Source organism: Staphylococcus sp. AC872, from assembly GCF_979255425.1.
In genome coordinates this window covers 26,349-51,388 of record NZ_CEEDKW010000007.1, presented here as the reverse complement: position 1 = coordinate 51,388, position 25,040 = coordinate 26,349, and the positions used below count along the sequence as shown (strand labels likewise).

Genomic DNA, 25,040 nt, shown 5'->3' with positions numbered 1-25,040 from the left:
TGAGTTTGAAAAAATACGTGCTCAAGCACTCAAGGAGGAACTATAATGCCTTTAGTTTCAATGAAAGAAATGTTAATCGATGCAAAAGAAAATGGTTATGCGATTGGTCAATACAACTTAAATAACTTAGAATTTACTCAAGCTATTTTAGAAGCTTCTCAAGAAGAGAATGCACCAGTTATTTTAGGTGTTTCTGAAGGAGCTGCTCGTTACATGAGCGGATTCTATACAGTAGTTAAAATGGTTGAAGGATTAATGCATGACTTAAACATCACAGTACCAGTAGCAATCCATTTAGACCATGGTTCAAGCTTTGAAAAATGTAAAGAAGCAATTGATGCTGGATTCACTTCAGTAATGATTGACGCTTCTCATAGTCCATTTGAAGAAAATGTGGAAATTACTTCTAAAGTAGTTGAATATGCTCATGAAAGAGGCGTTTCAGTAGAAGCTGAATTAGGTACAGTTGGTGGTCAAGAAGACGATGTAGTAGCTGACGGTGTCATCTATGCAGATCCTAAAGAGTGTCAAGAACTAGTTGAAAAAACTGGTATCGATACTTTAGCACCTGCATTAGGTTCAGTACATGGTCCTTATAAAGGTGAACCTAAATTAGGTTTCAAAGAAATGGAAGAAATTGGTGCTTCAACTGGTTTACCATTAGTATTACATGGTGGTACTGGTATCCCAACTAAAGACATTCAAAAAGCGATTCCTTACGGTACTGCTAAAATTAATGTTAACACTGAAAACCAAATTGCTTCAGCTAAAGCTGTTCGCGATGTATTAAACAATGATTCTGAAGTTTACGATCCACGTAAATATTTAGGACCTGCTCGTGAAGCAATTAAAGCAACAGTTAAAGGTAAAATTAAAGAATTCGGTACTTCAAACCGTGCTAAATAATTAAATATCTTTTAATAAGCCATTAAACCTAGGTTTAATGGCTTATTTTTATGCTATAATGATTACGAAATTTATAAAATTGCATAAGTTTTAAGCTTACTAAATAGAAATGTGGAATTGTTAGCATATACAAATCAACACAATTTAAAGTAGAGAATACAGACTTTAAATTCGTAATTTCAAACTGATATGATATAAAATAATGTTGAAATAGCTATGTATTCATGAACTATTTTACAAACAAAGTAAAATTATTTTATAATGCTAATAATGTAAATTTTTAACAAATGAAGGAAACAAAGGAGAAAAAGATATGGCTCAAGAGGTAATCAAAATTAGAGGTGGAAAGACACTTAAAGGAGAAGTGAATATTAGTGGTGCTAAAAATAGTGCTGTAGCAATTATTCCTGCTACATTATTAGCCCAGGGACATGTAAATTTGGATGGGTTGCCACAAATCTCTGATGTAGAAACACTTGTTAGCTTATTAGAAGATTTAAATATTAAAACAAAATTAGATGGTACTAAATTAGATGTTGATACAACTCAAATTGAAAATGCACCACTACCAAATAATAAAGTTGAATCTTTAAGAGCCTCATATTATATGATGGGAGCAATGCTAGGGAGATTTAAAAAGTGTGTTATTGGACTTCCTGGTGGTTGTCCGTTAGGGCCACGTCCAATAGATCAACATATTAAAGGATTTAAAGCACTAGGGGCAGAAATCGATGAATCTAGTGACACGTCAATGAAAATTGAAGCTAAACAATTAAAAGGAGCTAATATCTTTTTAGATATGGTGAGTGTTGGTGCTACAATTAATATTATGTTGGCTGCAGTACATGCTGAAGGTCAAACAGTTATTGAAAATGCAGCAAAAGAACCTGAAGTCGTAGATGTGGCTAATTTCCTTATTAGTATGGGTGCACAAATTAAAGGTGCAGGTACAACGACAATTAAAATTACTGGCGTAGATACATTACATGGTACAGAATATCAAGTGATACCAGACCGTATTGAAGCGGGATCATACATGTGTATGGCGGCTGCTGCTGGAGAAGAAGTCGTAATTAATAATATAGTACCAAGACATGTTGAAGCATTAACAGCTAAATTAAAAGAATTAGGTGTCGATATTGAATTAAGCGATGAAAAAGCGATTATTAGAAAGAGCGAACCGTATCATAGTGTTGATATCAAAACGCTTGTATATCCCGGATTTGCAACAGATCTTCAACAACCGATTACACCACTATTATTTATGGCAAATGGTCCATCGTTTGTTACAGATACAATTTATCCTGAAAGATTTAAGCACGTAGAAGAACTGCAACAAATGGGAGCTAATATTAATAAAGATAATGGCACAGCAACGATTAAACCATCAACACTTAATGGTGCAGAAGTTTATGCAAGTGATTTAAGAGCTGGTGCATGCTTGATTGTAGCTGGTTTAATCGCGGAAGGTGTTACAACGATATACAATGTTAAACACATTTATCGTGGGTATACTCAAATTGTTGAACATTTAAAAGCACTTGGTGCAGAAATTTGGACTGAAACAGTTTAAAAAATGTGGTATAATAAATATACTTAAAATTATAAGCACAGATTTTAGTGCATTAGTATTAAGATATTTGAGTGAGAGGTGAGTATTATGGAAGTATGTCCTTATTTAGAAGAAACTTTTAAAATATTAGGACGCAGTTGGAACGGTTTAATCATCAACTATTTATCTAGATGCGAAGACCAATCTGCACATTTTTCCGATTTGAAAAGAGACTTGAAAACAATCACGCCTCGTGCACTAAGTATTAAACTGACTGAATTAGGAGACTGGGGATTGGTTGAAAAAAGAATCGTATCCACTAGTCCAGTAACCATTATTTATGAATTGACAGAAAAAGGAAGTTCATTGGCTGAATCTTTAAAACCAATTGAAGAATGGGCACAAAATAACATTAATCTAGAATCAGAAGCAGAAACTGTAAAATAATTCAGGCAGTTATACTTAGAATTGTTTTTATTTCTAGATCATGACAAGATCCCTATTATTAATTTAAAAAAGAGGGATATATTATAAGAGTGAGGCAATATAATGATTGCTTCACTCTTTTTCTAACTTACTTTACAGATTAATTTAATTTGATTTAGGTGTAATAAATTCTATATTAAAAACGATTAAGCGCAATTGAATCGATGAGCAAATATGTTTAACTTTGTAACAATATGGTTAGAATAGTTGTATAACAAATCTAAGGAGTGAAGTTTAATGAGACATTTCACTAAACAATATATTAATGGTGAATGGGTTGATAGTGCTAGTGGTGAAACAATAGAAGTAATTAACCCTGCAACTGAAGAAGTCATTGGTTCAGTGGCTAAAGGTAACGAAGAAGATGTGAATAAAGCAGTTGAAGCTGCAGATAATGTTTATTTAGATTTCCGTCATAGTTCGGTTGAATATAGAAGAGATTTATTAGATAAAATCGTTAAGGAATATGAAAATAGAAAAGAAGATATCGTACAAGCAATCACTGATGAACTTGGTGCGCCATTATCAATTTCTGAAAAAGTCCATTATCAAATGGGACTTAATCATTTCACTGAAGCTAGAGATGCTTTAGACAGTTTTGAATTTGAAGAACAACGTGGTGACGATTTAGTTGTTAAAGAAGCTATCGGTGTAGCAGGATTAGTTACACCATGGAATTTCCCAACTAACCAAACATCACTTAAATTAGCTGCAGCATTTGCGGCAGGGAGTACTGTTGTATTAAAACCATCAGAAGAAACACCATTTGCTGCTGTTATATTAGCTGAAATCTTTGATAAAGTAGGCGTGCCTAAAGGTGTATTTAACCTTGTAAATGGTGACGGTGAAGGTGTAGGTAATCCGTTAAGTGAACATCCTAAAGTTAGAATGATGTCATTTACAGGTTCAGGCCCTACAGGTTCAAAAATTATGGAAAAAGCAGCTAAAGACTTCAAAAAAGTGTCACTAGAACTTGGTGGTAAATCACCTTATATCGTTTTAGATGATGTTGATATTGAAGAGGCAGCTAAAGCAACAACAGGTAAAGTTGTCAATAATACTGGACAAGTATGTACTGCAGGTACACGTGTATTAGTACCAAATAGTATTAAAGAAGACTTCTTAAAAGCTGTGAAAGCACAATTTAGTTCTGTTAAAGTCGGTGATCCTAGAGAAGAAGGTACACAAGTTGGACCGATTATTAGTAAGAAACAATTTGACCAAGTTCAATCATATATTGATAAAGGTATTGAAGAAGGTGCAGAATTATTTTACGGAGGTCCTGGTAAACCTGAAGGTCTAGAAAAAGGATATTTTGCTCGTCCTACTATTTTCATTAACGTTGATAATCATATGACTATTGCTCAAGAAGAAATTTTTGGTCCTGTTATGTCAGTGATCACTTATAATGATGTAGACGAAGCAATTAAAATAGCAAATGATACGAAATATGGTCTAGCTGGTTATGTCATTGGTAATGATAAAGACACATTACACAAAGTGGCACGTTCAATTGAAGCTGGAACAGTTGAAATTAATGAAGCTGGACGTAAACCAGATTTACCATTTGGTGGTTATAAACAATCTGGATTAGGTCGTGAATGGGGCGACTACGGAATTGAAGAATTCTTAGAAGTAAAATCAATTGCAGGTTATTTTAAATAATTAAATCAATATTGTTGTTAAATTTTTATTAATGCACGTTACGTCATGGCGTAACGTGCATTGTTTTTAATACGTTAAATACAAAATTCGTTTTGTATTTAAATTAAAAATTTGCTATAGTTATTCTAGTATTTAGAAGGTAATGAAGAATAAAGACGAGAGAAATACTTTAATTTGCATTTTTAGCAATTGCTATTAAATATCCGTCATTGTTCTTTCAAAATCTTTTTAACATAAAAAATAAGGAAATGGGTGCAAGTCTATGCCTGAACGAGAACGAACTTCTCCTCAATATGAATCTTTCCACGAACTATACAAAAATAACACTACTAAAGAACTCACTCAGAAAGCTAAATCTTTAAAATTAACTAATTATAGTAAATTGAATAAGAAAGAACTTGTATTAGCTATCATGGAAGCTCAAATGGAGAAAGATGGCAATTATTACATGGAGGGTATTTTAGATGATATCCAACCCGATGGTTATGGTTTCTTAAGAACTGTCAATTATTCTAAGGGTGAAAAAGACATCTATATTTCAGCAAGTCAAATTCGCCGTTTTGAAATAAAAAGAGGCGATAAAGTAACAGGTAAAGTTCGTAAACCGAAAGATAATGAGAAATATTATGGATTACTACAAGTGGACTTTGTTAACGATCAAAATGCTGAAGAAGTAAAAAAACGTCCTCACTTCCAAGCGTTGACACCTTTGTATCCAGAAGAACGAATTTTACTAGAAACTGAACCAAGAAATTATTCAACACGTATCATGGATTTAGTAACACCTATTGGTTTAGGACAACGTGGGCTCATTGTAGCGCCACCTAAGGCAGGTAAAACCTCATTACTTAAAGAAATTGCTAATGCAATTATTACCAATAAACCAGAAGCTAAATTATTTGTCTTGTTAGTTGGTGAGAGACCTGAAGAGGTAACTGATATTGAACGTTCAGTAGAATCAGCTGAAGTTGTGCATTCAACTTTTGATGAACCACCACAACATCACGTAAAAGTTGCAGAACTATTATTAGAGAGAGCTAAACGTCTTGTGGAAATAGGCGAAGATGTCATTATATTAATGGACTCAATCACTCGATTAGCTCGAGCATATAACTTAGTCATTCCACCTAGCGGCCGTACACTTTCTGGTGGTCTTGATCCAGCATCTCTTCATAAACCAAAAGCCTTTTTCGGTGCAGCTCGAAATATCGAAGCGGGTGGCAGTTTAACTATTTTAGCTACAGCCTTAGTAGATACAGGGTCAAGAATGGACGATATGATTTATGAAGAATTCAAAGGTACTGGTAATATGGAGCTTCATTTAGATCGTAAATTATCTGAACGACGTATCTTCCCAGCTATAGACATAGGCCGAAGTTCTACACGTAAAGAAGAATTGCTAATTAGTAAGGCTGAATTAGATACATTATGGCAACTTCGTAATCTCTTCACGGATTCTACTGATTTTACCGAGAGATTTATTCGTAAGTTAAAACGTTCAAAAAATAATAAAGATTTCTTTGAACAACTACAAAAATCGGCAGAAGAAAGCACAAAAACAGGTAAACCTATTATTTAATTTTTCAAAGGGTTGCGTTTTACATTAATTACTATTATAATTACCAAGTATTGGGTAAAAACTCACAAATAACTCTGTTCCAGATGGTTCAGGGCAAAGGAGCTGAAAACAATGAAACAAGGAATTCATCCTGAGTATCATAAAGTTATCTTTTTAGATACTACTACAAACTTTAAATTCTTAAGTGGTTCTACTAAAACATCATCAGAAACTATGGAGTGGGAAGATGGTAATGAATACCCAGTTATTCGTTTAGATATTTCTTCTGATTCACATCCTTTCTATACAGGACGTCAAAAATTCGCTGCTGCGGATGGTCGTGTGGAACGCTTCAACAAAAAGTTTGGTCTCAAATCAAACAACAACTAATTTTAAGTTTAGACTGTCTACACCATGTCAATGGTTATGTAGGCAGTTTTTTTTATTATAGTCTATTTAGAGATAAACTTGATAATTAATATAGATGGAAGTAATTTAGAAATGAGATTAGCTAAGGGAAAATACTGTAACTAACTTTTTCGAGTTATTATTGTATAATAGAATAGATTGCAAAAATAGCATTTATGATATTTTAAAATATGATATAATTAAGCGATTATGTTTTGAAAAAGGGTGGAACGCTTAATGTATGAAACTTATCATTCCGGATGGATAGAATGTATTACCGGAAGTATGTTTAGTGGTAAATCAGAGGAACTTATACGTCGACTTAGACGAGGGATTTATGCTAAACAGAAAGTTATTGTTTTTAAACCAGCAATTGATGATCGCTATCATAAAGAAAAGGTAGTTTCACATAATGGCAATGCAATTGAAGCTATAAATATTTCAACAGCTAGAGAAATTTTAAATCATGACTTATCTCATGCAGATGTTATCGGCATTGATGAAGTTCAATTTTTTGATGAAAATATTGTAAGTATCATACAACAACTTGCTGATCAAGGTCATCGTGTCATTGTGGCTGGATTAGATATGGACTTTAAAGGCGAACCGTTTGAGCCAATGCCTAAATTATTGGCTTTAAGTGAGCATGTTACAAAATTGCAAGCTGTATGTGCGGTATGTGGAGGGCCTTCAAGTCGAACACAAAGACTTATCGATGGTCAACCGGCTAAAGCAGATGATCCTATTATTTTAGTAGGTGCTAATGAAAGTTATGAACCAAGATGTAGAGCGCATCATATTGTAGCGCCAAGTGAAAATGAGAAGGAGGAAATGTAGTGTTTGACCAATTAGAAATTGTAGAGGAAAGATATGAACAATTAAATGAAATGTTAAGCGATCCAGATGTCGTAAACGATTCAGATAAATTACGTAAATATTCAAAAGAACAGGCAGAATTGCAAAAAACTGTAGATGTTTATAGAAGCTATAAAAGTAAAAAAGAAGAATTAGCAGATATTGAAGAAATGCTAAATGAAACTTCTGATAAAGAAGAAATTGAAATGTTAAAAGAAGAAAGTTCAAGTTTAAAAAATGAACTTCCTGAAATGGAAGAACAATTAAAATTATTGCTTATTCCTAAAGATCCTAATGATGAAAAAGATGTTATCGTTGAGATTCGTGCGGCAGCTGGTGGCGATGAAGCGGCAATTTTTGCAGGAGATTTAATGAGAATGTACTCTAAGTATGCTGAAGCTCATCATTTTAAAACAGAAATTGTTGAAGCATCTGAAAGTGACCACGGAGGCTATAAAGAAATCAGTTTCTCAGTATCAGGTAATGGTGCTTACAGCAAACTTAAATTTGAAAATGGTGCACATCGTGTTCAACGTGTTCCTGAAACTGAATCTGGTGGTCGTATTCATACCTCTACAGCTACAGTAGCAGTTTTACCAGAAGTCGAAGATGTAGAAATTGAAATTAGAAATGAAGACTTAAAAATTGATACGTATCGTTCAAGTGGTGCAGGTGGTCAGCACGTTAATACAACCGACTCAGCTGTACGTATTACCCACTTACCAACAGGTGTCATTGCTACTTCATCAGAAAAGTCTCAAATACAAAACCGCGAAAAAGCGATGAAAGTATTAAAAGCAAGACTTTATGATATGAAATTGCAAGAAGAACAACAAAAATATGCATCACAACGTAAATCAGCAGTAGGTACAGGTGATCGTTCAGAGAGAATTAGAACGTATAACTATCCTCAAAGTCGTGTAACTGATCATAGAATTGGTTTAACATTACAAAAACTTAGTCAGATTATGGAAGGCAATTTAGATGAAATTATCGATGCTCTAACATTATCTGAACAAACAGACAAATTGAAAGAATTAAACAATGGTGAGTTATAAGGATTACTTAGCAAATGCGATTTCATTAGCAAAAGAGAAAGGCTATGAACAAACACGAGCTGAGTGGTTATTACTTGATACATTTAATTGGTCACGTACGGACTACCTTATTCATATGAATGATGAAATGTCAGTCGCTGACAAAGCCAAACTCGGTTTAAATTTACAAAGAATGCTATCTGGGGAGCCTATCCAATATATTGTGGGATTTCAATCTTTTTATGGATACCGATTTACAGTATCTGATCGATGCCTCATTCCTAGACCTGAAACTGAAGAAGTGATGCTACATTTTTTAAATCTATGTAACGATGGCGATGCTATAGCAGATATAGGGACAGGCAGTGGTGTGTTAGGCATTACATTAAAAAAGTTAAAGCCTACTTTAAGCGTAATAGCTACCGATTTGTATGAAGATGCATTAGATGTGGCACGATTAAACGCAGAACAACACGGAGAAAACATTGATTTCATTCAAGGTAATGCATTAAAACCTTTGATTGAACGAAATATTAAATTAAATGGTTTAATATCTAATCCGCCATATATTGATGTCAAAGAAGTCAAAGATATGGCCAAAACAGTCGTAGACTATGAACCACATCAAGCATTATTTGCTAAAAGTGAAGGTTATGCTATTTATCAATCGATTCTAAATGATTTACCAAAGGTGCTCTTACCAGGTGCACATGTGGTGTTTGAAATTGGATATAATCAAGGTCAGACTTTAAAAGACATGGTCAATAACATGTATCCAGATAAGGGAGTCTCAATTTATCAAGATATTAACCAACTAGATAGAATTTTAGAAATTAAATGGTAAAGTCACGCTCATTTAAATAAATGGATTACTTTTAATTATTAAATTCTTAAATGTATTTAACATAGTTGTGGGGTGGGAATGGGCTTACTTTCAATTGTATATTGAAAGATGAAAAGCTATCCCGCCTTTTTTATGTTAAGTCAAGGAAGAGAGGTGGAAATAAAAAGTGGAGACAAAAATTTGGGATTTAAGATCATACAGAAATGATATTCAACAAAGTACAGACGTATTGGAAATTAAAGACACAGTATTAAACGGTGGTTTAGTTGCATTACCAACCGAAACAGTATACGGGTTAGGTGCAGACGCTACTAATCAAGAAGCTGTTAGTCAAATTTACGAAGCAAAAGGCAGACCATCTGATAATCCATTAATTGTTCATATTCACGATATGTCACAGATGAATGATTTTATCGATAAAGTAGAGCCCAGAGTACAACAATTAATGGAAACATTTTGGCCAGGACCAATTTCATTTATATTACCTCTAAAGTCGGGGTATCTATGTCCGAAAGTAACTGGTGGTTTGAATTCGATTGCAGTGCGAATGCCAAGTCATCCCATTGGTAGAGGTGTTTTACAACAGATTGATAAACCAATTGCGGCACCAAGTGCAAATATTAGTGGTAGACCATCTCCGACAACGTTTGAACATGTATACCAAGATTTGAATGGTAGAATTGACGGAATTATTAATGGTGATCAGAGCGAAGAAGGTTTGGAAAGTACAGTATTGGATTGTACACAATACCCTTTTAGAATTGCACGTCCAGGTTCAATAACTAAGATGATGCTTGAAAACGTAATTCCTAACTGCATAGAGTCATCAAATTATAATGAAGCTTCTCAACCTATCGCACCTGGAATGAAATATAAGCATTATTCGCCAGATACTCCAGTAACCATTTTAAAAGAATTAAATAAAAAAATTCTAGATAACAAAAAATGGGAACAGGTAGCGTTCGTTGTGCCTGATAGTTTGTCGCATTTTCTACCTAAAGAAGCCACATATATCAAATTATGTGATAATGAAGCTGATATCAAACAAGCGAATCATTTACTATATAGCATTTTGCATGAAATCGATCAACGTGTAGATATTATTCAAGCATATATTTATGGATTTGATGAAAGTGATCAATCTGAGGCAATTATGAATCGTATGTTGAAAGCTGCTGGAAATAAAATTGTGAAAGAGGCGTCTTTATGAAAGTGATGTTTGTTTGTACAGGCAATACCTGCCGAAGTCCAATGGCTGAAAGTATAGCTAAAGCTTTATTTAATAAAGAAAATATTACAGTAGAATCAAGAGGTATATTTGCTTTAGATCATCAACCAGTCTCAAAATTGTCACAAGAAATCATACAAGAACATGGATTACCACATCCATCATTAACACAGTCGTTTTCTGAAAAAGATATCGAAGCAAATCTGATTTTAACCATGTCACAATCACATAAAGACATTTTAAAATCGCAATATGGTACAACTTTAAATATATTTACTTTAAGTGAATTTGTAGGTGACACATCAGAAGTTAATGATCCATATGGTGGGGATAAACAAATTTATTTGAAAACTTATAAACAAATTTATGACTTAATTAGTAAAATTAATCCAAAAGATCTGCAAGAGAATTATATATAATTAGTATATGTTACGCTTTAAATACGTTATAATAAGGGAGTATAGCAAGTTTGCTATGTTCCTTTTTTATATTTTAAGGGGGTGGGTTTTAAATGCAAGATTTTTCAATGTTGTTAGAAGAATTAAAAGCGATGTCATTTTTTAATGAAGGTGAAATATGTTTGATTGGTTGTTCAACTTCTGAAGTGCTAGGTGAACACATCGGTTCAGTAGGATCAATGGAAGTAGCTGAATCGATATTTAATGATTTAAATGAAATTAAATTACAAACAGGTGTTTCGTTTGCATTTCAAGGATGTGAACATATCAATAGAGCAATCACCATTGAAAGATCCGATTTTAATCCACTGACAATGGAAGAAGTTACTGTTGTTCCAGATGTTCATGCAGGTGGCAGTTTAGCAACTTATGCATATCAACATATGGAAGACCCAATCGTTGTTGAACATATCACCGTGCCTAAAGGTATAGATATAGGTCAAACATTAATAGGTATGCATATTCAACATGTTTGCGTACCGGTTAGAACAAGTGTAAAGCAAGTTGGGGAAGCAATCGTTACCATTGCGACATCTAGACCTAAGAAAATTGGTGGCGAACGTGCAAAATATAATTAATTAGTTGAAAGAAGGGGTTTATATGTCTTACATCGAAAAGCAAGATAAAGTAATTTTTGAAGCCATTGAGCAAGAGTTTAATCGACAAAATAATAATATTGAGTTAATTGCATCAGAAAACTTTGTTTCTGAAGCTGTTATGGAAGCACAAGGTTCAGTACTAACTAATAAATATGCAGAGGGCTATCCAGGTCGTCGTTATTATGGTGGTTGTGAGTTTGTTGATGTAACTGAATCAGTTGCCATTGATCGTGCCAAAGCATTATTCGGTGCTGAGCATGTAAATGTGCAGCCACATTCAGGATCTCAGGCAAACATGGCTGTATATTTAGTAGCGTTAGACTATGGAGATACAGTTTTAGGTATGAATTTAAGCCATGGTGGTCATTTAACTCATGGATCTCCAGTGAATTTTAGTGGTAAATCATATCATTTTGTTGAATATGGCGTAGATAAAGATACAGAACTTATTAATTATGATGAAGTACGTAAGTTAGCCATTGAACATAAACCTAAATTAATCGTTGCAGGGGCATCTGCTTATTCACGACAAATTGATTTTAAAAAATTCAAAGAAATCGCTGATGAAGTAGGCGCTAAATTAATGGTTGATATGGCACACATTGCAGGGTTAGTAGCAGCAGGTTTACATCAAAATCCTGTCGAATATGCTGACTTTGTTACGACAACAACACATAAAACTTTACGTGGACCACGTGGTGGGATGATTCTTTGTAAAGAAGAATACAAAAAGGCAATTGATAAAACAATGTTCCCAGGAATCCAAGGCGGACCACTTGAGCATGTGATTGCTGCAAAAGCAGTTGCTTTCGGTGAAGCGTTACACAATGATTTCAAAGTATATCAAAATCAAGTAATTAAAAATGCAAAAGCATTGGCAGAAGCATTATCTAAAGAAGGTTTTAGAATTGTATCAGGTGGAACTGATAATCATCTTATAGCTGTTGATGTTAAAGGTTCTGTGAATATCACAGGTAAAGTAGCAGAAGAAACACTTGATAAAGTTGGTATCACTTGTAATAAAAATACTATTCCATTTGATCAAGAGAAACCTTTTGTGACAAGTGGTATTAGATTAGGAACACCAGCAGCCACTACACGTGGTTTTGATGAAACAGCATTTGAAGAGGTTGCAAAAATCATTAGCTTAGCATTAAAAAATCATGAGGATGAAACTAAGTTAAATGAAGCAAAATCACGTGTTTTAGCGTTAACTGAAAAATATCCTTTATATCAATAATATTAAGGAATTTTTAGAAATATTGGAGGAAATGAAAAATGAGTAAAGTACATGTATTTGATCACCCATTAATTCAACACAAATTAAGTTATATTCGCGAGGCTCATACTGGCACAAAGGAATTTAGAGAACTTGTTGATGAAGTTGGTATGCTTATGGCTTACGAAGTAACAAGAGATCTAGAGTTACAAGATGTCGAAATTGAAACACCTGTAACTAAAATGACAGCTAAACGTTTAGCGGGTAAAAAATTAGCAATTGTACCTATATTAAGAGCTGGATTAGGTATGACAGAAGGTATTTTAAGTTTAGTTCCGGCAGCTAGAGTAGGACATATTGGACTTTATAGAGATCCAGAAACACTTGAAGCGGTAGAATACTTCTCTAAAATGCCTCAAGATATTGATGAGCGTGAAATTATTGTTGTTGATCCTATGTTAGCAACAGGAGCTTCGGCGATTGAGGCTATCACGTCATTAAAAAATAAAGGTGCCAAAAATATTCGTTTTATGTGCTTAATTGCAGCGCCTGAAGGTGTAGAAAAAATGAAAGAAGCACATGATGATGTTGATATTTATATTGCTGCTTTAGATGAGAAACTTAATGATAAAGCTTATATCACACCAGGTTTAGGTGACGCGGGAGATAGATTATTCGGCACTAAATAGAAAATGAAAACGGAGATAGATACGTTTGAAGAAAAAAATTATGACAATCTTTGGGACTAGGCCGGAAGCTATCAAGATGGCGCCGCTAGTCAAAGCAATAGAAAATGATAACCAATTAGAAGTATGTGTAGTCGTTACAGCACAACATAGAGAAATGTTAGATTCTGTATTAAACACATTTGATATACAACCTGATTATGACTTAAATATCATGAAAGAGGGTCAAACACTTTCAGAAATTACATCTAAAGCTATGATGGAGTTAGAGTCAATAATCAAACGTATTAACCCTGATATGGTATTAGTTCATGGAGATACAGCAACTACATTTTCAGGAAGTTTAGCGGCATTTTATAATCAAGTACCGATTGGTCATGTAGAAGCAGGTTTGAGAAGTTTTGACAAATATTCACCTTATCCTGAGGAAATGAATAGACAAATGGTAGGTGTACTATCTGATATTCATTTTGCACCTACCTCAAATGCTCAAAAGCATCTGTTGGATGAAGGTAAGAAAAAGTCTTCGGTTGTAGTGACAGGTAATACTGCAATTGACGCTTTGAATTATACAGTTAATGAGGATTATCAATCTGAGATACTTGAAAAGCACAAAAACAAGAAAATTTTGTTATTAACTGCTCATCGTAGAGAGAACCTTGGAGAGCCAATGGAAAATATCTTTAAAGCTGTCCGAAAACTTGCTGACGAAGATGAATCATTAGTTGTTGTATATCCAGTGCATATGAATCCTACAGTTAGAGGTATCGCTCAGAAAATTTTAGGGAATCATGAAAGAATAGAACTCATTGAACCATTAGATGTGTTAGATTTTCATAATTTTGCTAAACAAGCATATTTAATTCTTACAGATTCTGGTGGTATCCAAGAAGAGGCACCTTCATTACACAAACCAGTATTAGTATTAAGAGACAATACTGAGAGACCTGAAGGCGTTGATGCGGGCACTTTAAAAGTAGTTGGTACTTCATTAGATAATGTTTATAAAGAAACTAAACACTTATTAGAAGATCAACAAGCCTACCAACGTATGTGCAATGCTAAAAATCCATACGGAGATGGTAAATCTTCAGAAAGAATAGTGAATCATATTAAGTATTATTTTAATTTAACAAATGAAAAACCAAAAGATTTTAATCAATAAAAAATGTATTCCGTTTAAATGTGGCTAATTTGTGACAATTTTGCCTTAAAATTTAACAACAATTTGAATAGAATTGACACCGTTGTGGCCACTATATTATCATTTAGATTGTATGAGTGGAACGGTTTACATGATTGTATAAGACACTCGGAGGCAAACAAATGGGTCGTTTCTACATCATTTTCAAACAATATATACAATATTATCTTTATTTATTGATATTATTAGGTATATTGTATCTCTTTTCACCCCATCCATTTTTACTTGGATTGATTATTGGTACATGTGGATCTTTAATTAATACATACATCTTTGAGAGTTATTTATTCCACGCACAGAAAGCAGATTCTAATCATATATCTACAGGCAACATGTGGAGATATTTAGTTGCTATAGTTGTGTGTTCAATTTGGTTTTTCTTTAAAGATTACATCAATATCATTGGGGTGTTAATAGGGCTAATGATTTCTTATATTGTAATCATATGTCGCCCTCTACTTAATAGGGAGTAAAATTCAATACGAAAGAGGTGAGAATATGGATCATAAACATCCGATAGTAAGTTGGGATGTTTTCGGCTTTGACCTTGTTTTTAACATGGCAAGTGTAATGATGGTGCTAATTACTGCAGTTATCGTTTTTCTATTAGCTATTATTTGCACACGTAATCTGAAGAAACGACCAACTGGCAAACAAAACTTCATTGAATGGATTTTTGACTTTGTTAGAGGAATCATTGAAGGTAATATGGCATGGAAAAAAGGTGGACATTTTCACTTCTTAGCAGTGACTTTAATTTTATACATCTTTATTGCAAATATGCTAGGTTTACCATTCTCAATTGTAACTAAAGACCACTATTTATGGTGGAAATCACCAACAGCTGATGCAACAGTTACATTGACATTGTCTACTACAGTAATTCTTTTAACACATTTTTATGGAATTAAAATGCGTGGTACGAAGAATTATTTTAAAGGATACGTTCAACCTTTTTGGCCACTTGCAATTATAAACGTCTTTGAAGAATTCACTTCAACCTTAACACTTGGACTACGTTTATATGGTAATATCTTTGCAGGTGAGTTACTACTTAGCCTATTAGCTGGACTTGTAACAAATCAACCAGCTTGGGGTTGGATTATTGGTATTCCAGGTTTAATTGTTTGGCAAGGATTCTCAATCTTTGTAGGTTCAATCCAAGCATATATCTTCATTATGCTTTCAATGGTTTACATGTCACATAAAGTGGCAGATGGACACTAAATTTTAAAAATTATATACAATCTTAGGAGGAAAATTTATTATGAATTTAATCGCAGCGGCAATCGCAATTGGTTTATCAGCATTAGGTGCAGGTATCGGTAACGGTCTTATCGTATCTAGAACAGTAGAAGGTGTAGCACGTCAACCAGAAGCTCGTGGTCAATTAATGGGTATTATGTTCATTGGTGTTGGTTTAGTTGAGGCTTTACCTATCATCGGTGTTGTAATTGCATTCATGACATTTGCTGGATAAGACATTTATTTAAGGCGAAGTCTATTAGACTCTCGCCGTTCGTTTTATTTTTTATAGCTTAATGATTATTTTGACGAAAGGAGTGTCATGATCCCGTGACTGCAACAGCTAATATGTTCGTTATTGGTGCAGCTTCAGGCGTTGAGTGGGGTACTGTAATTGTACAAATCGTTACTTTTATTATCCTATTAGCGTTATTGAAAAAGTTTGCTTGGGGTCCATTAAAAGAAGTAATGGACAAACGTGAACGTGATATTAACAAAGATATCGACGATGCTGAACAAGCTAAATTAAATGCACAAAAACTTGAAGAAGAAAATAAACAGACACTTAAAGAAACTCAAGATGAAGTTCAAAGAATTCTAGAAGATGCGAAAGTTCAAGCTCGAAAACAACATGAAGAAATCATTCATGAAGCTAATGTAAGAGCTAACGGCATGATTGAAACAGCTCAAAGTGAAATTAATAGTCAAAAAGAACGTGCAATTGCAGATATTAATAATCAAGTATCAGAACTATCTGTACTTATTGCTTCTAAAGTTCTTAGAAAAGAAATTTCAGAGCAAGATCAAAAAGAATTAGTTGAAAAGTATCTAAAAGAGGCAGGCGATAAATAATGGCAAAAGTCGCTGATAAATACGCAAAGGCATTATTCGATGTTTCTGCAGATACAAATCAATTAGATAATATTTATGAGGAATTGGAAGTAATTAGTCATTCCTCATTCGATTATATTAAAGACTTAAAAGCTATTGATAGTAATCCAAAATTAACATTACAAAAACGTCAAAGTTTTGTAGAAAATGTTTATGGTGGCGCTAATCAATATATCGTTAATATGTTAAAAGTATTGGCTGAAAATCGTCATATTTCATACATTGAAGATGTATTTAAAGCTTTTCAATCTCAGTATAATCAACACAATAATCAAGATTTCGCATTAATAGAATCAACTTATGATTTAAACGATGATGAAATTTCTAAAATCGTTGAACTAGTTAAAGAACAAACAAACTTATCTAAAGTAATTGTAAATACTAAAATTAATCAAGACTTAATTGGTGGTTTTAGAGTTAAGGTCGGCACGACTGTTATGGATGGCAGTGTCAAAAATGATCTTGTTCAATTACAACGTAAATTTAAAAGAGCTAACTAATTAATAAAGAGGAGTGACATAGATGGCCATAAAAGCTGAAGAAATCAGTGCATTACTTCGCTCACAAATTGAGAATTATGAGTCAGAAATGTCCGTTACAGATGTTGGTACAGTATTACAAATTGGTGATGGTATCGCATTAATTCACGGACTAAATGACGTTATGGCTGGTGAGCTAGTAGAATTCCAAAACGGCGTGCTTGGTTTAGCACAAAACCTTGAAGAATCTAATGTTGGTGTGGTTATCTTAGGACCATACACTGATATTAGTGAAGGGGACGAAGTTAAACGTACAGGACGTATTATGGAAGTACCAGTAGGTGAAGAACTTATTGGTCGTGTAGTAAATCCATTAGGTCAACCAATTGATGGACAAGGTCCTATCAATGCTACTAAAACTAGACCAGTGGAAAAGAAAGCAACTGGTGTTATGGATCGTAAATCAGTTGATGAACCTTTACAAACTGGTATCAAAGCAATTGACGCGTTAGTACCTATTGGTCGTGGTCAACGTGAGTTAATCATCGGTGACCGTCAAACTGGTAAAACAACTATCGCAATTGATACAATTTTAAACCAAAAAACAGAAGATACAATTTGTATCTATGTTGCGATTGGACAAAAGGACTCAACAGTAAGAGCGAACGTTGAAAAATTAAGACAAGCTGGCGCTTTAGATTACACAATCGTTGTTTCAGCATCTGCAGCTGAACCAGCTCCATTACTATACATTGCACCATACGCTGGTGTAACTATGGGTGAAGAGTTCATGTTTAATGGTAAGCACGTTTTAATCGTGTATGATGACTTAACTAAACAAGCATCAGCTTACCGTGAACTATCATTATTATTACGTAGACCTCCAGGTCGTGAAGCATATCCAGGTGATGTTTTCTATCTACATAGTAGATTACTTGAAAGAGCAGCTAAATTGAATGATGACTTAGGTGGCGGCTCAATTACTGCGTTACCTATTATTGAAACTCAAGCTGGAGACATTTCAGCTTACGTTCCAACAAACGTTATCTCAATTACTGATGGTCAAATTTTCTTACAATCTGATTTATTCTTCTCAGGTGTAAGACCTGCAATTAACGCTGGACAATCCGTATCACGTGTTGGTGGTTCAGCACAAATTAAAGCTATGAAGAAAGTTGCAGGTACTTTAAGATTAGACCTTGCTTCTTATAGAGAATTAGAATCATTTGCTCAATTTGGTTCTGATCTAGATGAATTCACAGCTAGAAAATTAGAGCGTGGTAAACGTACAGTTGAAATCTTGAAACAAGATCAAAACAAACCACTTCCTGTTGAAAATCAAGTATTAATTATCTTTGCATTAACTAAAGGATATCTAGATGATATCCCAGTTGAAGATATTACTCGTTTTGAAGACGAACTAAACCACTGGGCAGCTTCAAATGCAACTGATTTATTATCAGAAATCAGAGGAACTGGTGGCTTACCAGATGCTGATAAATTTGATACTGCAATTACGGAATTCAAAAAAAGCTTTAGTAAATCTGAATAATAAAGAATAGTAATTAAAGGTGGTGAGATAGTGGGTTCTTTAAAAGAAATAGATACACGTATAAAATCAACCAAAAAGATGAAGCAAATTACTAAGGCGATGAACATGGTATCAAGCTCTAAATTACGAAGAGCGGAGAAAAATACTAAACAATTCAAGCCTTATATGGATAAAATGCAAGATGCTATTACAGCTGTAGCTGGATCAAACAAAAATTCTAGCCATCCTATGCTTAAAGAAAGAGATGTAAAACGTAGTGGTTATCTTGTTATCACAAGTGACAAAGGTTTAGCTGGTGCGTACAGTGCTAATGTACTTAAAAGATTAGTAACTGACATCAAACAAAAGCATAATGATAGTAGTGAATATAGTATTGTGGTATTAGGTCAACAAGGTGTTGATTTCCTAAAAACACGTGGTTATGAAATCGAAAGTTCACTAGTTGATTTACCAGACCAACCTTCATTTAAATCTATTCAAGCTCTTGCAAAACATGCAATTGATTTATACAGTGAAGAAAATATTGATGAGTTAAATATTTATTACAGTCATTATGTAAGTGTGTTAGAAAATAAACCTACTACTAAAAAGGTTCTTCCATTATCTCAAGAAGATTCAAGTCAAGGTCATGGTCATATGTCTACATATGAATTTGAACCTGATAAAGAATCTATCTTAAGTGTTATCTTACCGCAATATGTAGAAAGCTTAATATACGGTACGATTTTAGACGCTAAAGCAAGTGAACATGCATCACGTATGACAGCAATGAAAAATGCGTCTGATAATGCTACAGAACTTATTGATGACTTATCATTAGAATACAATAGAGCTAGACAAGCAGCTATCACGCAACAAATCACTGAAATTGTTGGTGGTTCAGCAGCACTTGAATAAAATTAAAAGGAGGAAAAAAGCATGGGAATTGGCCGTGTAACTCAAGTTATGGGTCCTGTTATTGATGTTCGCTTTGAACATAACGAAGTCCCTGATATTAATAATGCCCTTATTATTGAAGTTCCAAAAGAAGATGGAACGTTAAACTTAACATTAGAAGTTGCACTACAATTAGGTGATGATGTTGTACGTACAATTGCAATGGATTCAACTGATGGTGTTCAAAGAGGCATGGATGTTAAAGACACAGGTAAAGATATTAGTGTACCTGTAGGCGATGAAACGCTTGGAAGAGTGTTTAATGTACTAGGTGAAACAATTGACTTGGAAGAGAAAATTGATGATTCCGTACGTCGTGATCCAATCCATAGACAATCACCAGGTTTCGATGAATTATCTACTGAAGTAGAAATCTTAGAAACAGGTATTAAAGTAGTAGACTTATTAGCACCTTACATTAAAGGTGGTAAAGTTGGACTATTCGGTGGTGCCGGAGTAGGTAAAACCGTTTTAATCCAAGAATTAATTAACAATATTGCACAAGAACATGGTGGTATTTCAGTATTCGCGGGTGTAGGTGAACGTACTCGTGAAGGTAATGATTTATACTATGAAATGAGTGATAGTGGTGTAATTAAGAAAACAGCGATGGTATTTGGACAAATGAATGAACCACCTGGCGCACGTATGCGTGTAGCTTTATCTGGTTTAACTATGGCTGAATACTTCCGTGATGAACAAGGACAAGACGTACTTTTATTCATCGATAATATTTTCAGATTTACACAAGCTGGTTCTGAAGTTTCTGCATTACTTGGTCGTATGCCTTCAGCCGTTGGTTACCAACCAACATTAGCAACTGAAATGGGTCAATTACAAGAACGAATTACATCTACAAATAAAGGTTCTGTAACATCTATTCAAGCAGTTTTCGTACCTGCCGATGACTACACTGACCCAGCGCCAGCAACTGCCTTCGCTCACTTAGACTCAACTACAAACTTAGAGCGTAAGTTAACTGAAATGGGTATTTATCCAGCTGTTGATCCATTAGCATCAACTTCTAGAGCTTTAGAACCATCAATTGTTGGTCAAGAACATTATGAAGTAGCTCGTGGAGTTCAATCTACATTACAAAAATATAGAGAATTACAAGATATCATTGCAATTCTTGGTATGGATGAATTATCTGAAGAAGATAGACAAACTGTAGAACGTGCACGTAGAATTCAATTCTTCTTATCACAAAACTTCCACGTGGCTGAACAGTTCACTGGTCAAAAAGGATCTTATGTTCCTGTTAAAACAACTGTAGCGGACTTTAAAGATATCTTAGAAGGTAAATATGATCATATTCCGGAAGATGCATTCCGCTTAGTAGGTAGCATGCAAGATGTAATTGCGAAAGCTAAAGACATGGGTGTTGAAGTCTAATAATTAGGAGGTATGGATAATGAATACATTAAGCCTAAATATTGTCACTCCTAATGGTTCTGTCTATGAACGAGATGATGTAGAACTAGCTGTTTTACAAACTACAGCTGGCGAAATGGGTGTGATGAATGGACACATTCCAACCGTTTCTGCATTAAAGACTGGCTATGTCAAAGTAAATTTTCATAATGGAAATGAATATATAGCAGTTAGTGATGGGTTTGTAGAAGTTAGACAACATCAACTATCAATTATTGTCCAAACAGCTGAAACTGCTACTGAAATTGATGTTGAAAGAGCTAAATTAGCTAAATCAAGAGCAGAATCGCATTTAGATAATGATGATGATAATAGTGACATTAATAGAGCCAAAAGAGCGTTAGAACGAGCAAATAACCGTTTACGTGTGGCTGAACTTAAATAAATGATAAAAGGCTTGGAAATAAACCAGATATGGTGTTTCCAAGCCTTTTAATATACATATAAATCTTCCTTTGTTTACAGTTAATTGTAGTATCATTATTAACTTTTTTCATGTACAATGTTATACAGTAATCAATTCTAAGGAGTTAACTATGGATTATCTTGGACAGTTTGCAATTATACATTTGATATTACATGTGATATGTATTTGCATAGCTTATTGGGCATTGAATTCAATTCGCCTCGATCAATTTTTTAAAAAAGGTTATGCTACACAAGTTCAAATTTGTATGATATTTATAGCTATAATGTTGGGAACGAGTGTGAGTAATTTCATAATTGACTTATTACAGTTTTCCACTCAATTAAAATATATAATGAAATAGTGCGTTTTTAGTTTTTTCATATTGAAAAACGGATATAATATAATAATGAATAATAAATTTTATATAGTAGGGAAATGTAAATAACTAGGAGATTTAAGTGGAGGATTTAAGATGGATAAAATAGTAATTAATGGTGGTAACCAATTAAAAGGAGAAGTCAAAGTAGAAGGTGCTAAAAATGCAGTTTTACCTGTGTTAACAGCTTCACTCTTAGCTTCTAAAGGTACAAGCAAATTAGTTAATGTACCTGCATTAAGTGACGTAGAAACAATTAATAATGTATTATCAACATTAAATGCAGATGTTACATATAAAAAAGATGAAAATGCAGTGGTAGTAGATGCTACTAAAACATTAAATGAAGAGGCCCCATATGAATATGTAAGTAAAATGCGTGCAAGTATTTTAGTTATGGGACCTTTATTAGCACGTTTAGGACATGCGATAGTTGCATTACCAGGTGGTTGTGCGATTGGAAGTCGTCCTATTGAACAACATATCAAAGGTTTTGAGGCATTAGGAGCTGAAATACATTTAGAAAATGGAAATATTTATGCAAATGCAAAAGATGGTTTAAAAGGTGCTTCAATACATTTAGACTTCCCAAGCGTTGGCGGGACTCAAAACTTAATTATGGCTGCATCATTAGCATCAGGAAAAACAGTATTAGAAAATGCTGCTAAAGAACCTGAAATTGTTGATTTAGCTAATTATATAAATGAAATGGGCGGAAAAATTACAGGTGCTGGTACAGACACTATTACAATCCATGGTGTTGAATATTTAACAGGTGTAGAGCATTCAATTATTCCAGATAGAATTGAAGCAGGTACTTTACTTATTGCAGGTGCGATAACACGTGGAGATATATTTGTTCGTGGTGCAATCAAAGAGCATATGTCTAGCTTAGTTTATAAACTTGAAGAAATGGGCGTTAAATTAGATTATCAAGAAGATGGCATTCGTGTATCTGCTGAAGGAGATTTAAAACCTGTAGATGTAAAAACATTACCACACCCTGGGTTCCCTACAGATATGCAATCTCAAATGATGGCATTATTATTAACAGCCAATGGTCATAAAGTTATTACAGAAACAGTCTTTGAAAATAGATTTATGCATGTTGCAGAATTCCGTAGAATGAATGCAAATATTGATGTTGAAGGTAGAAGCGCTAAGATTGAAGGTAAGAGTGATTTACAAGGTGCACAAGTAAAAGCAACTGATTTAAGAGCAGCAGCAGCACTTATTTTAGCTGGTTTAGTTGCTGAAGGTACAACTCAAGTTACTGAATTAAAACATTTAGATAGAGGTTATGTAGATTTACATGGCAAATTAAAATCATTAGGCGCTAATATCGAACGTATTAATGATTAATTTGAAGCATTAACTTTTGGTCAAACATGGAGGGTTAAACATCATGGAAACAATTTTCGATTATAATCAAATCAAACAAATCATACCACACAGACAACCATTTTTACTGATAGATAGAGTTGTAGAATACGAAGAAGGTAAGCGTTGTGTGGGATTAAAACAAGTTTCAGGTAACGAACCATTCTTCCAAGGGCATTTTCCAGATTATGCTGTAATGCCTGGTGTATTAATTACAGAAGCGTTGGCGCAAACGGGTGCAGTAGCTATGTTAAATAGTGAAGAAAATAAAGGTAAAATTGCGCTTTTTGCAGGTATAGATAAGTGTCGTTTTAAAAGACAGGTAACACCTGGTGATACACTTATGCTAGAAGTAGAAATTACAAAAATAAAAGGACCTATTGGAAAAGGTACTGCTAAAGCTACAGTAGATGGTCAACTAGCATGTAGTTGTGAATTAACTTTTGCAATTCAAGATGCTAAGTAAAACAAAGAGCCTGGGACATAAATCACAAAAATAATAGCACAAAGATGATTTGAAATTGAAAATCATCTTTGTGCTTCTTTTTATATTCAATACTTCGTATTGTATGACTTCGCTTTCCTAGGGTGCCGTCTCAGCCTCGGTCTTCGACTGGCACTGCTCCCTCAGGAGTCTCGTCAACAATACTACGTATTAACATGTTATTTTACATTAAAATACTTTAAAAAAAAAGGCCCTTTCGTATAATTTAATAAATATCAATAAACTAAATCAACGAGGTGCCTTATGTATAAAGTTTATAACATGTCTCAACTTACACAACCAATGGAAACTTCAATTCTTATTCCTACAAATGATTGCTCGATATGTGAATGAAATTGTTGAAACAATCCCAGATAATGAATTCGATGAATTCAATCACCATCGAGGTGCTACATCATATCATCCAAAAATGATGTTAAAAATTCTTCTATATGCTTATACGCAACCTGTTTTCTCTGGTCGTAAAATAGAGAAACTTCTTAATGATAGCATTAGAATGATGTGGTTATCACAAAATCAAACACCTTTTTATATAACCATTAACCGTTTTAGAGTCAACCCCTTTTGAATTTATCTTTCGAATTTTTCATCTTTAAGTTTAGGTTTAGATTGCATCATACGATTGAATGTTTTCTTTAATTCTTCACCAGTTAGTCCATCATTAACTAATTCTTCTAATAAACTTTCTGCATAGACTTGTCTAAGAGTATAAATATGGCATTCGAATACTATAGACATTGTTTTTTCAAACTGAGTTACACTTTTTACAGTGGCATCAAATAATGCAGGATCGTTGGCAGGTCTTGTTATGACAACACGTATATCTAACAATTGTTCATTGTCTTTATACTCCTTAAATGTGTGATAGTGTTCATTAGAAATGACAATTTCTAAAAGCCATCCTGTACCACTACCTTCTTTATTGATAATCACGCCGTCTTCTAGTTCATATTCAGTTACACCGCCATTCTCGCTTACAATTTGAAAACGTACAGCTTTAAATGTCTTCATTAAGTCCACATCCCATTTATTTATATATTTACAAAAAGTGATTTATTTTTAATCAACCGATTTAAATATTGATTATTTTCTTTAAATATATCAAAAATGAAGGGGAAATAGCTATAT

Annotated in this window: 28 protein-coding genes and 1 pseudogene; 28 read left to right on the top strand and 1 reads right to left on the bottom strand. The window is 33.8% G+C overall.

What is annotated here, in order from left to right:
- The first annotated feature begins 45 nt into the window (after positions 1–45).
- The 28 genes and pseudogenes from fdaB to ACZ267_RS10530 all read left to right on the top strand — a co-directional run.
- On the top strand, positions 46–906 hold the full coding sequence (gene fdaB / locus ACZ267_RS10665) for a class IIb fructose-bisphosphate aldolase FdaB (protein WP_079449129.1): 861 nt from the start codon (positions 46–48) through the stop codon (positions 904–906).
- A 313-nt stretch (positions 907–1,219) separates the two neighbouring features.
- On the top strand, positions 1,220–2,479 hold the full coding sequence (locus ACZ267_RS10660) for a UDP-N-acetylglucosamine 1-carboxyvinyltransferase (protein WP_019236009.1): 1,260 nt from the start codon (positions 1,220–1,222) through the stop codon (positions 2,477–2,479).
- An 87-nt stretch (positions 2,480–2,566) separates the two neighbouring features.
- On the top strand, positions 2,567–2,905 hold the full coding sequence (locus ACZ267_RS10655) for a winged helix-turn-helix transcriptional regulator (protein ID WP_002466765.1): 339 nt from the start codon (positions 2,567–2,569) through the stop codon (positions 2,903–2,905).
- A 276-nt stretch (positions 2,906–3,181) separates the two neighbouring features.
- On the top strand, positions 3,182–4,609 hold the full coding sequence (locus ACZ267_RS10650) for an aldehyde dehydrogenase family protein (RefSeq protein WP_463680316.1): 1,428 nt from the start codon (positions 3,182–3,184) through the stop codon (positions 4,607–4,609).
- Between the two features lie 262 nt (positions 4,610–4,871).
- On the top strand, positions 4,872–6,188 hold the full coding sequence (rho, locus tag ACZ267_RS10645; RefSeq protein WP_002466784.1) for a transcription termination factor Rho: 1,317 nt from the start codon (positions 4,872–4,874) through the stop codon (positions 6,186–6,188).
- A 111-nt stretch (positions 6,189–6,299) separates the two neighbouring features.
- Entirely contained in the window at positions 6,300–6,557 is a 258-nt protein-coding gene (locus ACZ267_RS10640) for a type B 50S ribosomal protein L31 (RefSeq protein WP_002451669.1), read from the top strand.
- 255 nt (positions 6,558–6,812) lie between these two features.
- A complete protein-coding gene (locus tag ACZ267_RS10635) occupies positions 6,813–7,412 on the top strand; it encodes a thymidine kinase (RefSeq protein ID WP_002466778.1) in 600 nt (199 codons plus the stop codon).
- Positions 7,412–8,488 carry a peptide chain release factor 1 gene (gene prfA / locus ACZ267_RS10630; RefSeq protein ID WP_015364822.1) on the top strand — a complete coding sequence of 359 codons (1,077 nt, stop codon included), beginning with the start codon at positions 7,412–7,414 and terminating at the stop codon, positions 8,486–8,488. Before ACZ267_RS10635 ends, prfA begins: the two co-directional genes overlap by 1 nt.
- Positions 8,475–9,311, top strand: a complete 837-nt coding sequence (prmC, locus tag ACZ267_RS10625; RefSeq protein WP_015364823.1) for a peptide chain release factor N(5)-glutamine methyltransferase — start codon at positions 8,475–8,477, stop codon at positions 9,309–9,311. Before prfA ends, prmC begins: the two co-directional genes overlap by 14 nt.
- Positions 9,312–9,477: 166 nt before the next feature.
- On the top strand, positions 9,478–10,521 hold the full coding sequence (locus ACZ267_RS10620) for an L-threonylcarbamoyladenylate synthase (RefSeq protein ID WP_002466748.1): 1,044 nt from the start codon (positions 9,478–9,480) through the stop codon (positions 10,519–10,521).
- Positions 10,518–10,958 (top strand): low molecular weight protein arginine phosphatase, encoded by a 441-nt coding sequence (locus tag ACZ267_RS10615; protein ID WP_002466767.1) that lies wholly within the window; start codon positions 10,518–10,520, stop codon positions 10,956–10,958. Before ACZ267_RS10620 ends, ACZ267_RS10615 begins: the two co-directional genes overlap by 4 nt.
- A gap of 92 nt (positions 10,959–11,050) precedes the next feature.
- Entirely contained in the window at positions 11,051–11,575 is a 525-nt protein-coding gene (locus ACZ267_RS10610; RefSeq protein ID WP_002466769.1) for a TIGR01440 family protein, read from the top strand.
- Positions 11,576–11,597: 22 nt separating this feature from the next.
- Complete coding sequence (gene glyA, locus ACZ267_RS10605; protein ID WP_002466747.1) at positions 11,598–12,836, top strand: serine hydroxymethyltransferase; 1,239 nt, start codon at positions 11,598–11,600, stop codon at positions 12,834–12,836.
- A 38-nt stretch (positions 12,837–12,874) separates the two neighbouring features.
- Complete coding sequence (gene upp, locus ACZ267_RS10600) at positions 12,875–13,504, top strand: uracil phosphoribosyltransferase (protein WP_002451661.1); 630 nt, start codon at positions 12,875–12,877, stop codon at positions 13,502–13,504.
- A 40-nt stretch (positions 13,505–13,544) separates the two neighbouring features.
- On the top strand, positions 13,545–14,666 hold the full coding sequence (gene wecB, locus ACZ267_RS10595) for a non-hydrolyzing UDP-N-acetylglucosamine 2-epimerase (RefSeq protein WP_037539794.1): 1,122 nt from the start codon (positions 13,545–13,547) through the stop codon (positions 14,664–14,666).
- Between the two features lie 161 nt (positions 14,667–14,827).
- Positions 14,828–15,178: an ATP synthase subunit I gene (locus tag ACZ267_RS10590; RefSeq protein ID WP_002466745.1), complete on the top strand. Its 351-nt coding sequence runs from the start codon at positions 14,828–14,830 to the stop codon at positions 15,176–15,178.
- A gap of 25 nt (positions 15,179–15,203) precedes the next feature.
- Positions 15,204–15,932, top strand: coding sequence for a F0F1 ATP synthase subunit A (gene atpB, locus ACZ267_RS10585; RefSeq protein WP_002466772.1), 729 nt, complete (start codon positions 15,204–15,206; stop codon positions 15,930–15,932).
- Between the two features lie 40 nt (positions 15,933–15,972).
- Positions 15,973–16,185 (top strand): F0F1 ATP synthase subunit C, encoded by a 213-nt coding sequence (gene atpE, locus ACZ267_RS10580; RefSeq protein WP_001048816.1) that lies wholly within the window; start codon positions 15,973–15,975, stop codon positions 16,183–16,185.
- A 95-nt stretch (positions 16,186–16,280) separates the two neighbouring features.
- The gene (locus ACZ267_RS10575; protein ID WP_002451657.1) at positions 16,281–16,802 is read left to right on the top strand and encodes a F0F1 ATP synthase subunit B; all 522 of its coding nucleotides are present in this window, start codon (positions 16,281–16,283) and stop codon (positions 16,800–16,802) included.
- Entirely contained in the window at positions 16,802–17,341 is a 540-nt protein-coding gene (locus tag ACZ267_RS10570; RefSeq protein ID WP_002466758.1) for a F0F1 ATP synthase subunit delta, read from the top strand. Before ACZ267_RS10575 ends, ACZ267_RS10570 begins: the two co-directional genes overlap by 1 nt.
- A gap of 22 nt (positions 17,342–17,363) precedes the next feature.
- Positions 17,364–18,872: a F0F1 ATP synthase subunit alpha gene (atpA, locus tag ACZ267_RS10565; protein ID WP_079449128.1), complete on the top strand. Its 1,509-nt coding sequence runs from the start codon at positions 17,364–17,366 to the stop codon at positions 18,870–18,872.
- A gap of 30 nt (positions 18,873–18,902) precedes the next feature.
- The gene (gene atpG / locus ACZ267_RS10560; RefSeq protein WP_002466776.1) at positions 18,903–19,769 is read left to right on the top strand and encodes an ATP synthase F1 subunit gamma; all 867 of its coding nucleotides are present in this window, start codon (positions 18,903–18,905) and stop codon (positions 19,767–19,769) included.
- 21 nt (positions 19,770–19,790) lie between these two features.
- Positions 19,791–21,203 carry a F0F1 ATP synthase subunit beta gene (gene atpD / locus ACZ267_RS10555; protein ID WP_002451653.1) on the top strand — a complete coding sequence of 471 codons (1,413 nt, stop codon included), beginning with the start codon at positions 19,791–19,793 and terminating at the stop codon, positions 21,201–21,203.
- A 19-nt stretch (positions 21,204–21,222) separates the two neighbouring features.
- Positions 21,223–21,627 carry a F0F1 ATP synthase subunit epsilon gene (locus ACZ267_RS10550; protein WP_002451652.1) on the top strand — a complete coding sequence of 135 codons (405 nt, stop codon included), beginning with the start codon at positions 21,223–21,225 and terminating at the stop codon, positions 21,625–21,627.
- A 151-nt stretch (positions 21,628–21,778) separates the two neighbouring features.
- The gene (locus ACZ267_RS10545; RefSeq protein ID WP_015364825.1) at positions 21,779–22,012 is read left to right on the top strand and encodes a DUF1146 family protein; all 234 of its coding nucleotides are present in this window, start codon (positions 21,779–21,781) and stop codon (positions 22,010–22,012) included.
- 111 nt (positions 22,013–22,123) lie between these two features.
- Positions 22,124–23,389 carry a UDP-N-acetylglucosamine 1-carboxyvinyltransferase gene (gene murA, locus ACZ267_RS10540; RefSeq protein ID WP_002466773.1) on the top strand — a complete coding sequence of 422 codons (1,266 nt, stop codon included), beginning with the start codon at positions 22,124–22,126 and terminating at the stop codon, positions 23,387–23,389.
- Positions 23,390–23,432: 43 nt separating this feature from the next.
- The gene (fabZ, locus tag ACZ267_RS10535) at positions 23,433–23,873 is read left to right on the top strand and encodes a 3-hydroxyacyl-ACP dehydratase FabZ (RefSeq protein ID WP_002451649.1); all 441 of its coding nucleotides are present in this window, start codon (positions 23,433–23,435) and stop codon (positions 23,871–23,873) included.
- Between the two features lie 282 nt (positions 23,874–24,155).
- Positions 24,156–24,474, top strand: a pseudogene (locus tag ACZ267_RS10530) (transposase); the annotation flags it as partial.
- A gap of 8 nt (positions 24,475–24,482) precedes the next feature.
- Here the strand turns inward: ACZ267_RS10530 and ACZ267_RS10525 are convergent.
- Entirely contained in the window at positions 24,483–24,923 is a 441-nt protein-coding gene (locus tag ACZ267_RS10525; protein ID WP_002466783.1) for a YwpF-like family protein, read from the bottom strand.
- Positions 24,924–25,040: the final 117 nt, after the last annotated feature.

Bases quoted from the DNA above. Each gene is read 5' to 3' on its own strand.
- ACZ267_RS10650 (WP_463680316.1), top strand. From the start codon at position 3,182: ATGAGACATTTCACTAAACAATATATTAATGGTGAATGGGTTGATAGT.
- atpE (WP_001048816.1), top strand. From the start codon at position 15,973: ATGAATTTAATCGCAGCGGCAATCGCAATTGGTTTATCAGCATTAGGT.
- atpA (WP_079449128.1), top strand. From the start codon at position 17,364: ATGGCCATAAAAGCTGAAGAAATCAGTGCATTACTTCGCTCACAAATT.
- fdaB (WP_079449129.1), top strand. From the start codon at position 46: ATGCCTTTAGTTTCAATGAAAGAAATGTTAATCGATGCAAAAGAAAAT.
- prmC (WP_015364823.1), top strand. From the start codon at position 8,475: ATGGTGAGTTATAAGGATTACTTAGCAAATGCGATTTCATTAGCAAAA.
- glyA (WP_002466747.1), top strand. From the start codon at position 11,598: ATGTCTTACATCGAAAAGCAAGATAAAGTAATTTTTGAAGCCATTGAG.
- ACZ267_RS10655 (WP_002466765.1), top strand. From the start codon at position 2,567: ATGGAAGTATGTCCTTATTTAGAAGAAACTTTTAAAATATTAGGACGC.
- wecB (WP_037539794.1), top strand. From the start codon at position 13,545: ATGACAATCTTTGGGACTAGGCCGGAAGCTATCAAGATGGCGCCGCTA.
- ACZ267_RS10640 (WP_002451669.1), top strand. From the start codon at position 6,300: ATGAAACAAGGAATTCATCCTGAGTATCATAAAGTTATCTTTTTAGAT.
- ACZ267_RS10590 (WP_002466745.1), top strand. From the start codon at position 14,828: ATGGGTCGTTTCTACATCATTTTCAAACAATATATACAATATTATCTT.
- ACZ267_RS10525 (WP_002466783.1), bottom strand. From the start codon at position 24,923: ATGAAGACATTTAAAGCTGTACGTTTTCAAATTGTAAGCGAGAATGGC.
- ACZ267_RS10660 (WP_019236009.1), top strand. From the start codon at position 1,220: ATGGCTCAAGAGGTAATCAAAATTAGAGGTGGAAAGACACTTAAAGGA.
- fabZ (WP_002451649.1), top strand. From the start codon at position 23,433: ATGGAAACAATTTTCGATTATAATCAAATCAAACAAATCATACCACAC.
- ACZ267_RS10615 (WP_002466767.1), top strand. From the start codon at position 10,518: ATGAAAGTGATGTTTGTTTGTACAGGCAATACCTGCCGAAGTCCAATG.
- ACZ267_RS10610 (WP_002466769.1), top strand. From the start codon at position 11,051: ATGCAAGATTTTTCAATGTTGTTAGAAGAATTAAAAGCGATGTCATTT.
- atpB (WP_002466772.1), top strand. From the start codon at position 15,204: ATGGATCATAAACATCCGATAGTAAGTTGGGATGTTTTCGGCTTTGAC.
- atpD (WP_002451653.1), top strand. From the start codon at position 19,791: ATGGGAATTGGCCGTGTAACTCAAGTTATGGGTCCTGTTATTGATGTT.
- murA (WP_002466773.1), top strand. From the start codon at position 22,124: ATGGATAAAATAGTAATTAATGGTGGTAACCAATTAAAAGGAGAAGTC.
- rho (WP_002466784.1), top strand. From the start codon at position 4,872: ATGCCTGAACGAGAACGAACTTCTCCTCAATATGAATCTTTCCACGAA.
- ACZ267_RS10545 (WP_015364825.1), top strand. From the start codon at position 21,779: ATGGATTATCTTGGACAGTTTGCAATTATACATTTGATATTACATGTG.
- ACZ267_RS10550 (WP_002451652.1), top strand. From the start codon at position 21,223: ATGAATACATTAAGCCTAAATATTGTCACTCCTAATGGTTCTGTCTAT.
- upp (WP_002451661.1), top strand. From the start codon at position 12,875: ATGAGTAAAGTACATGTATTTGATCACCCATTAATTCAACACAAATTA.
- ACZ267_RS10570 (WP_002466758.1), top strand. From the start codon at position 16,802: ATGGCAAAAGTCGCTGATAAATACGCAAAGGCATTATTCGATGTTTCT.
- ACZ267_RS10635 (WP_002466778.1), top strand. From the start codon at position 6,813: ATGTATGAAACTTATCATTCCGGATGGATAGAATGTATTACCGGAAGT.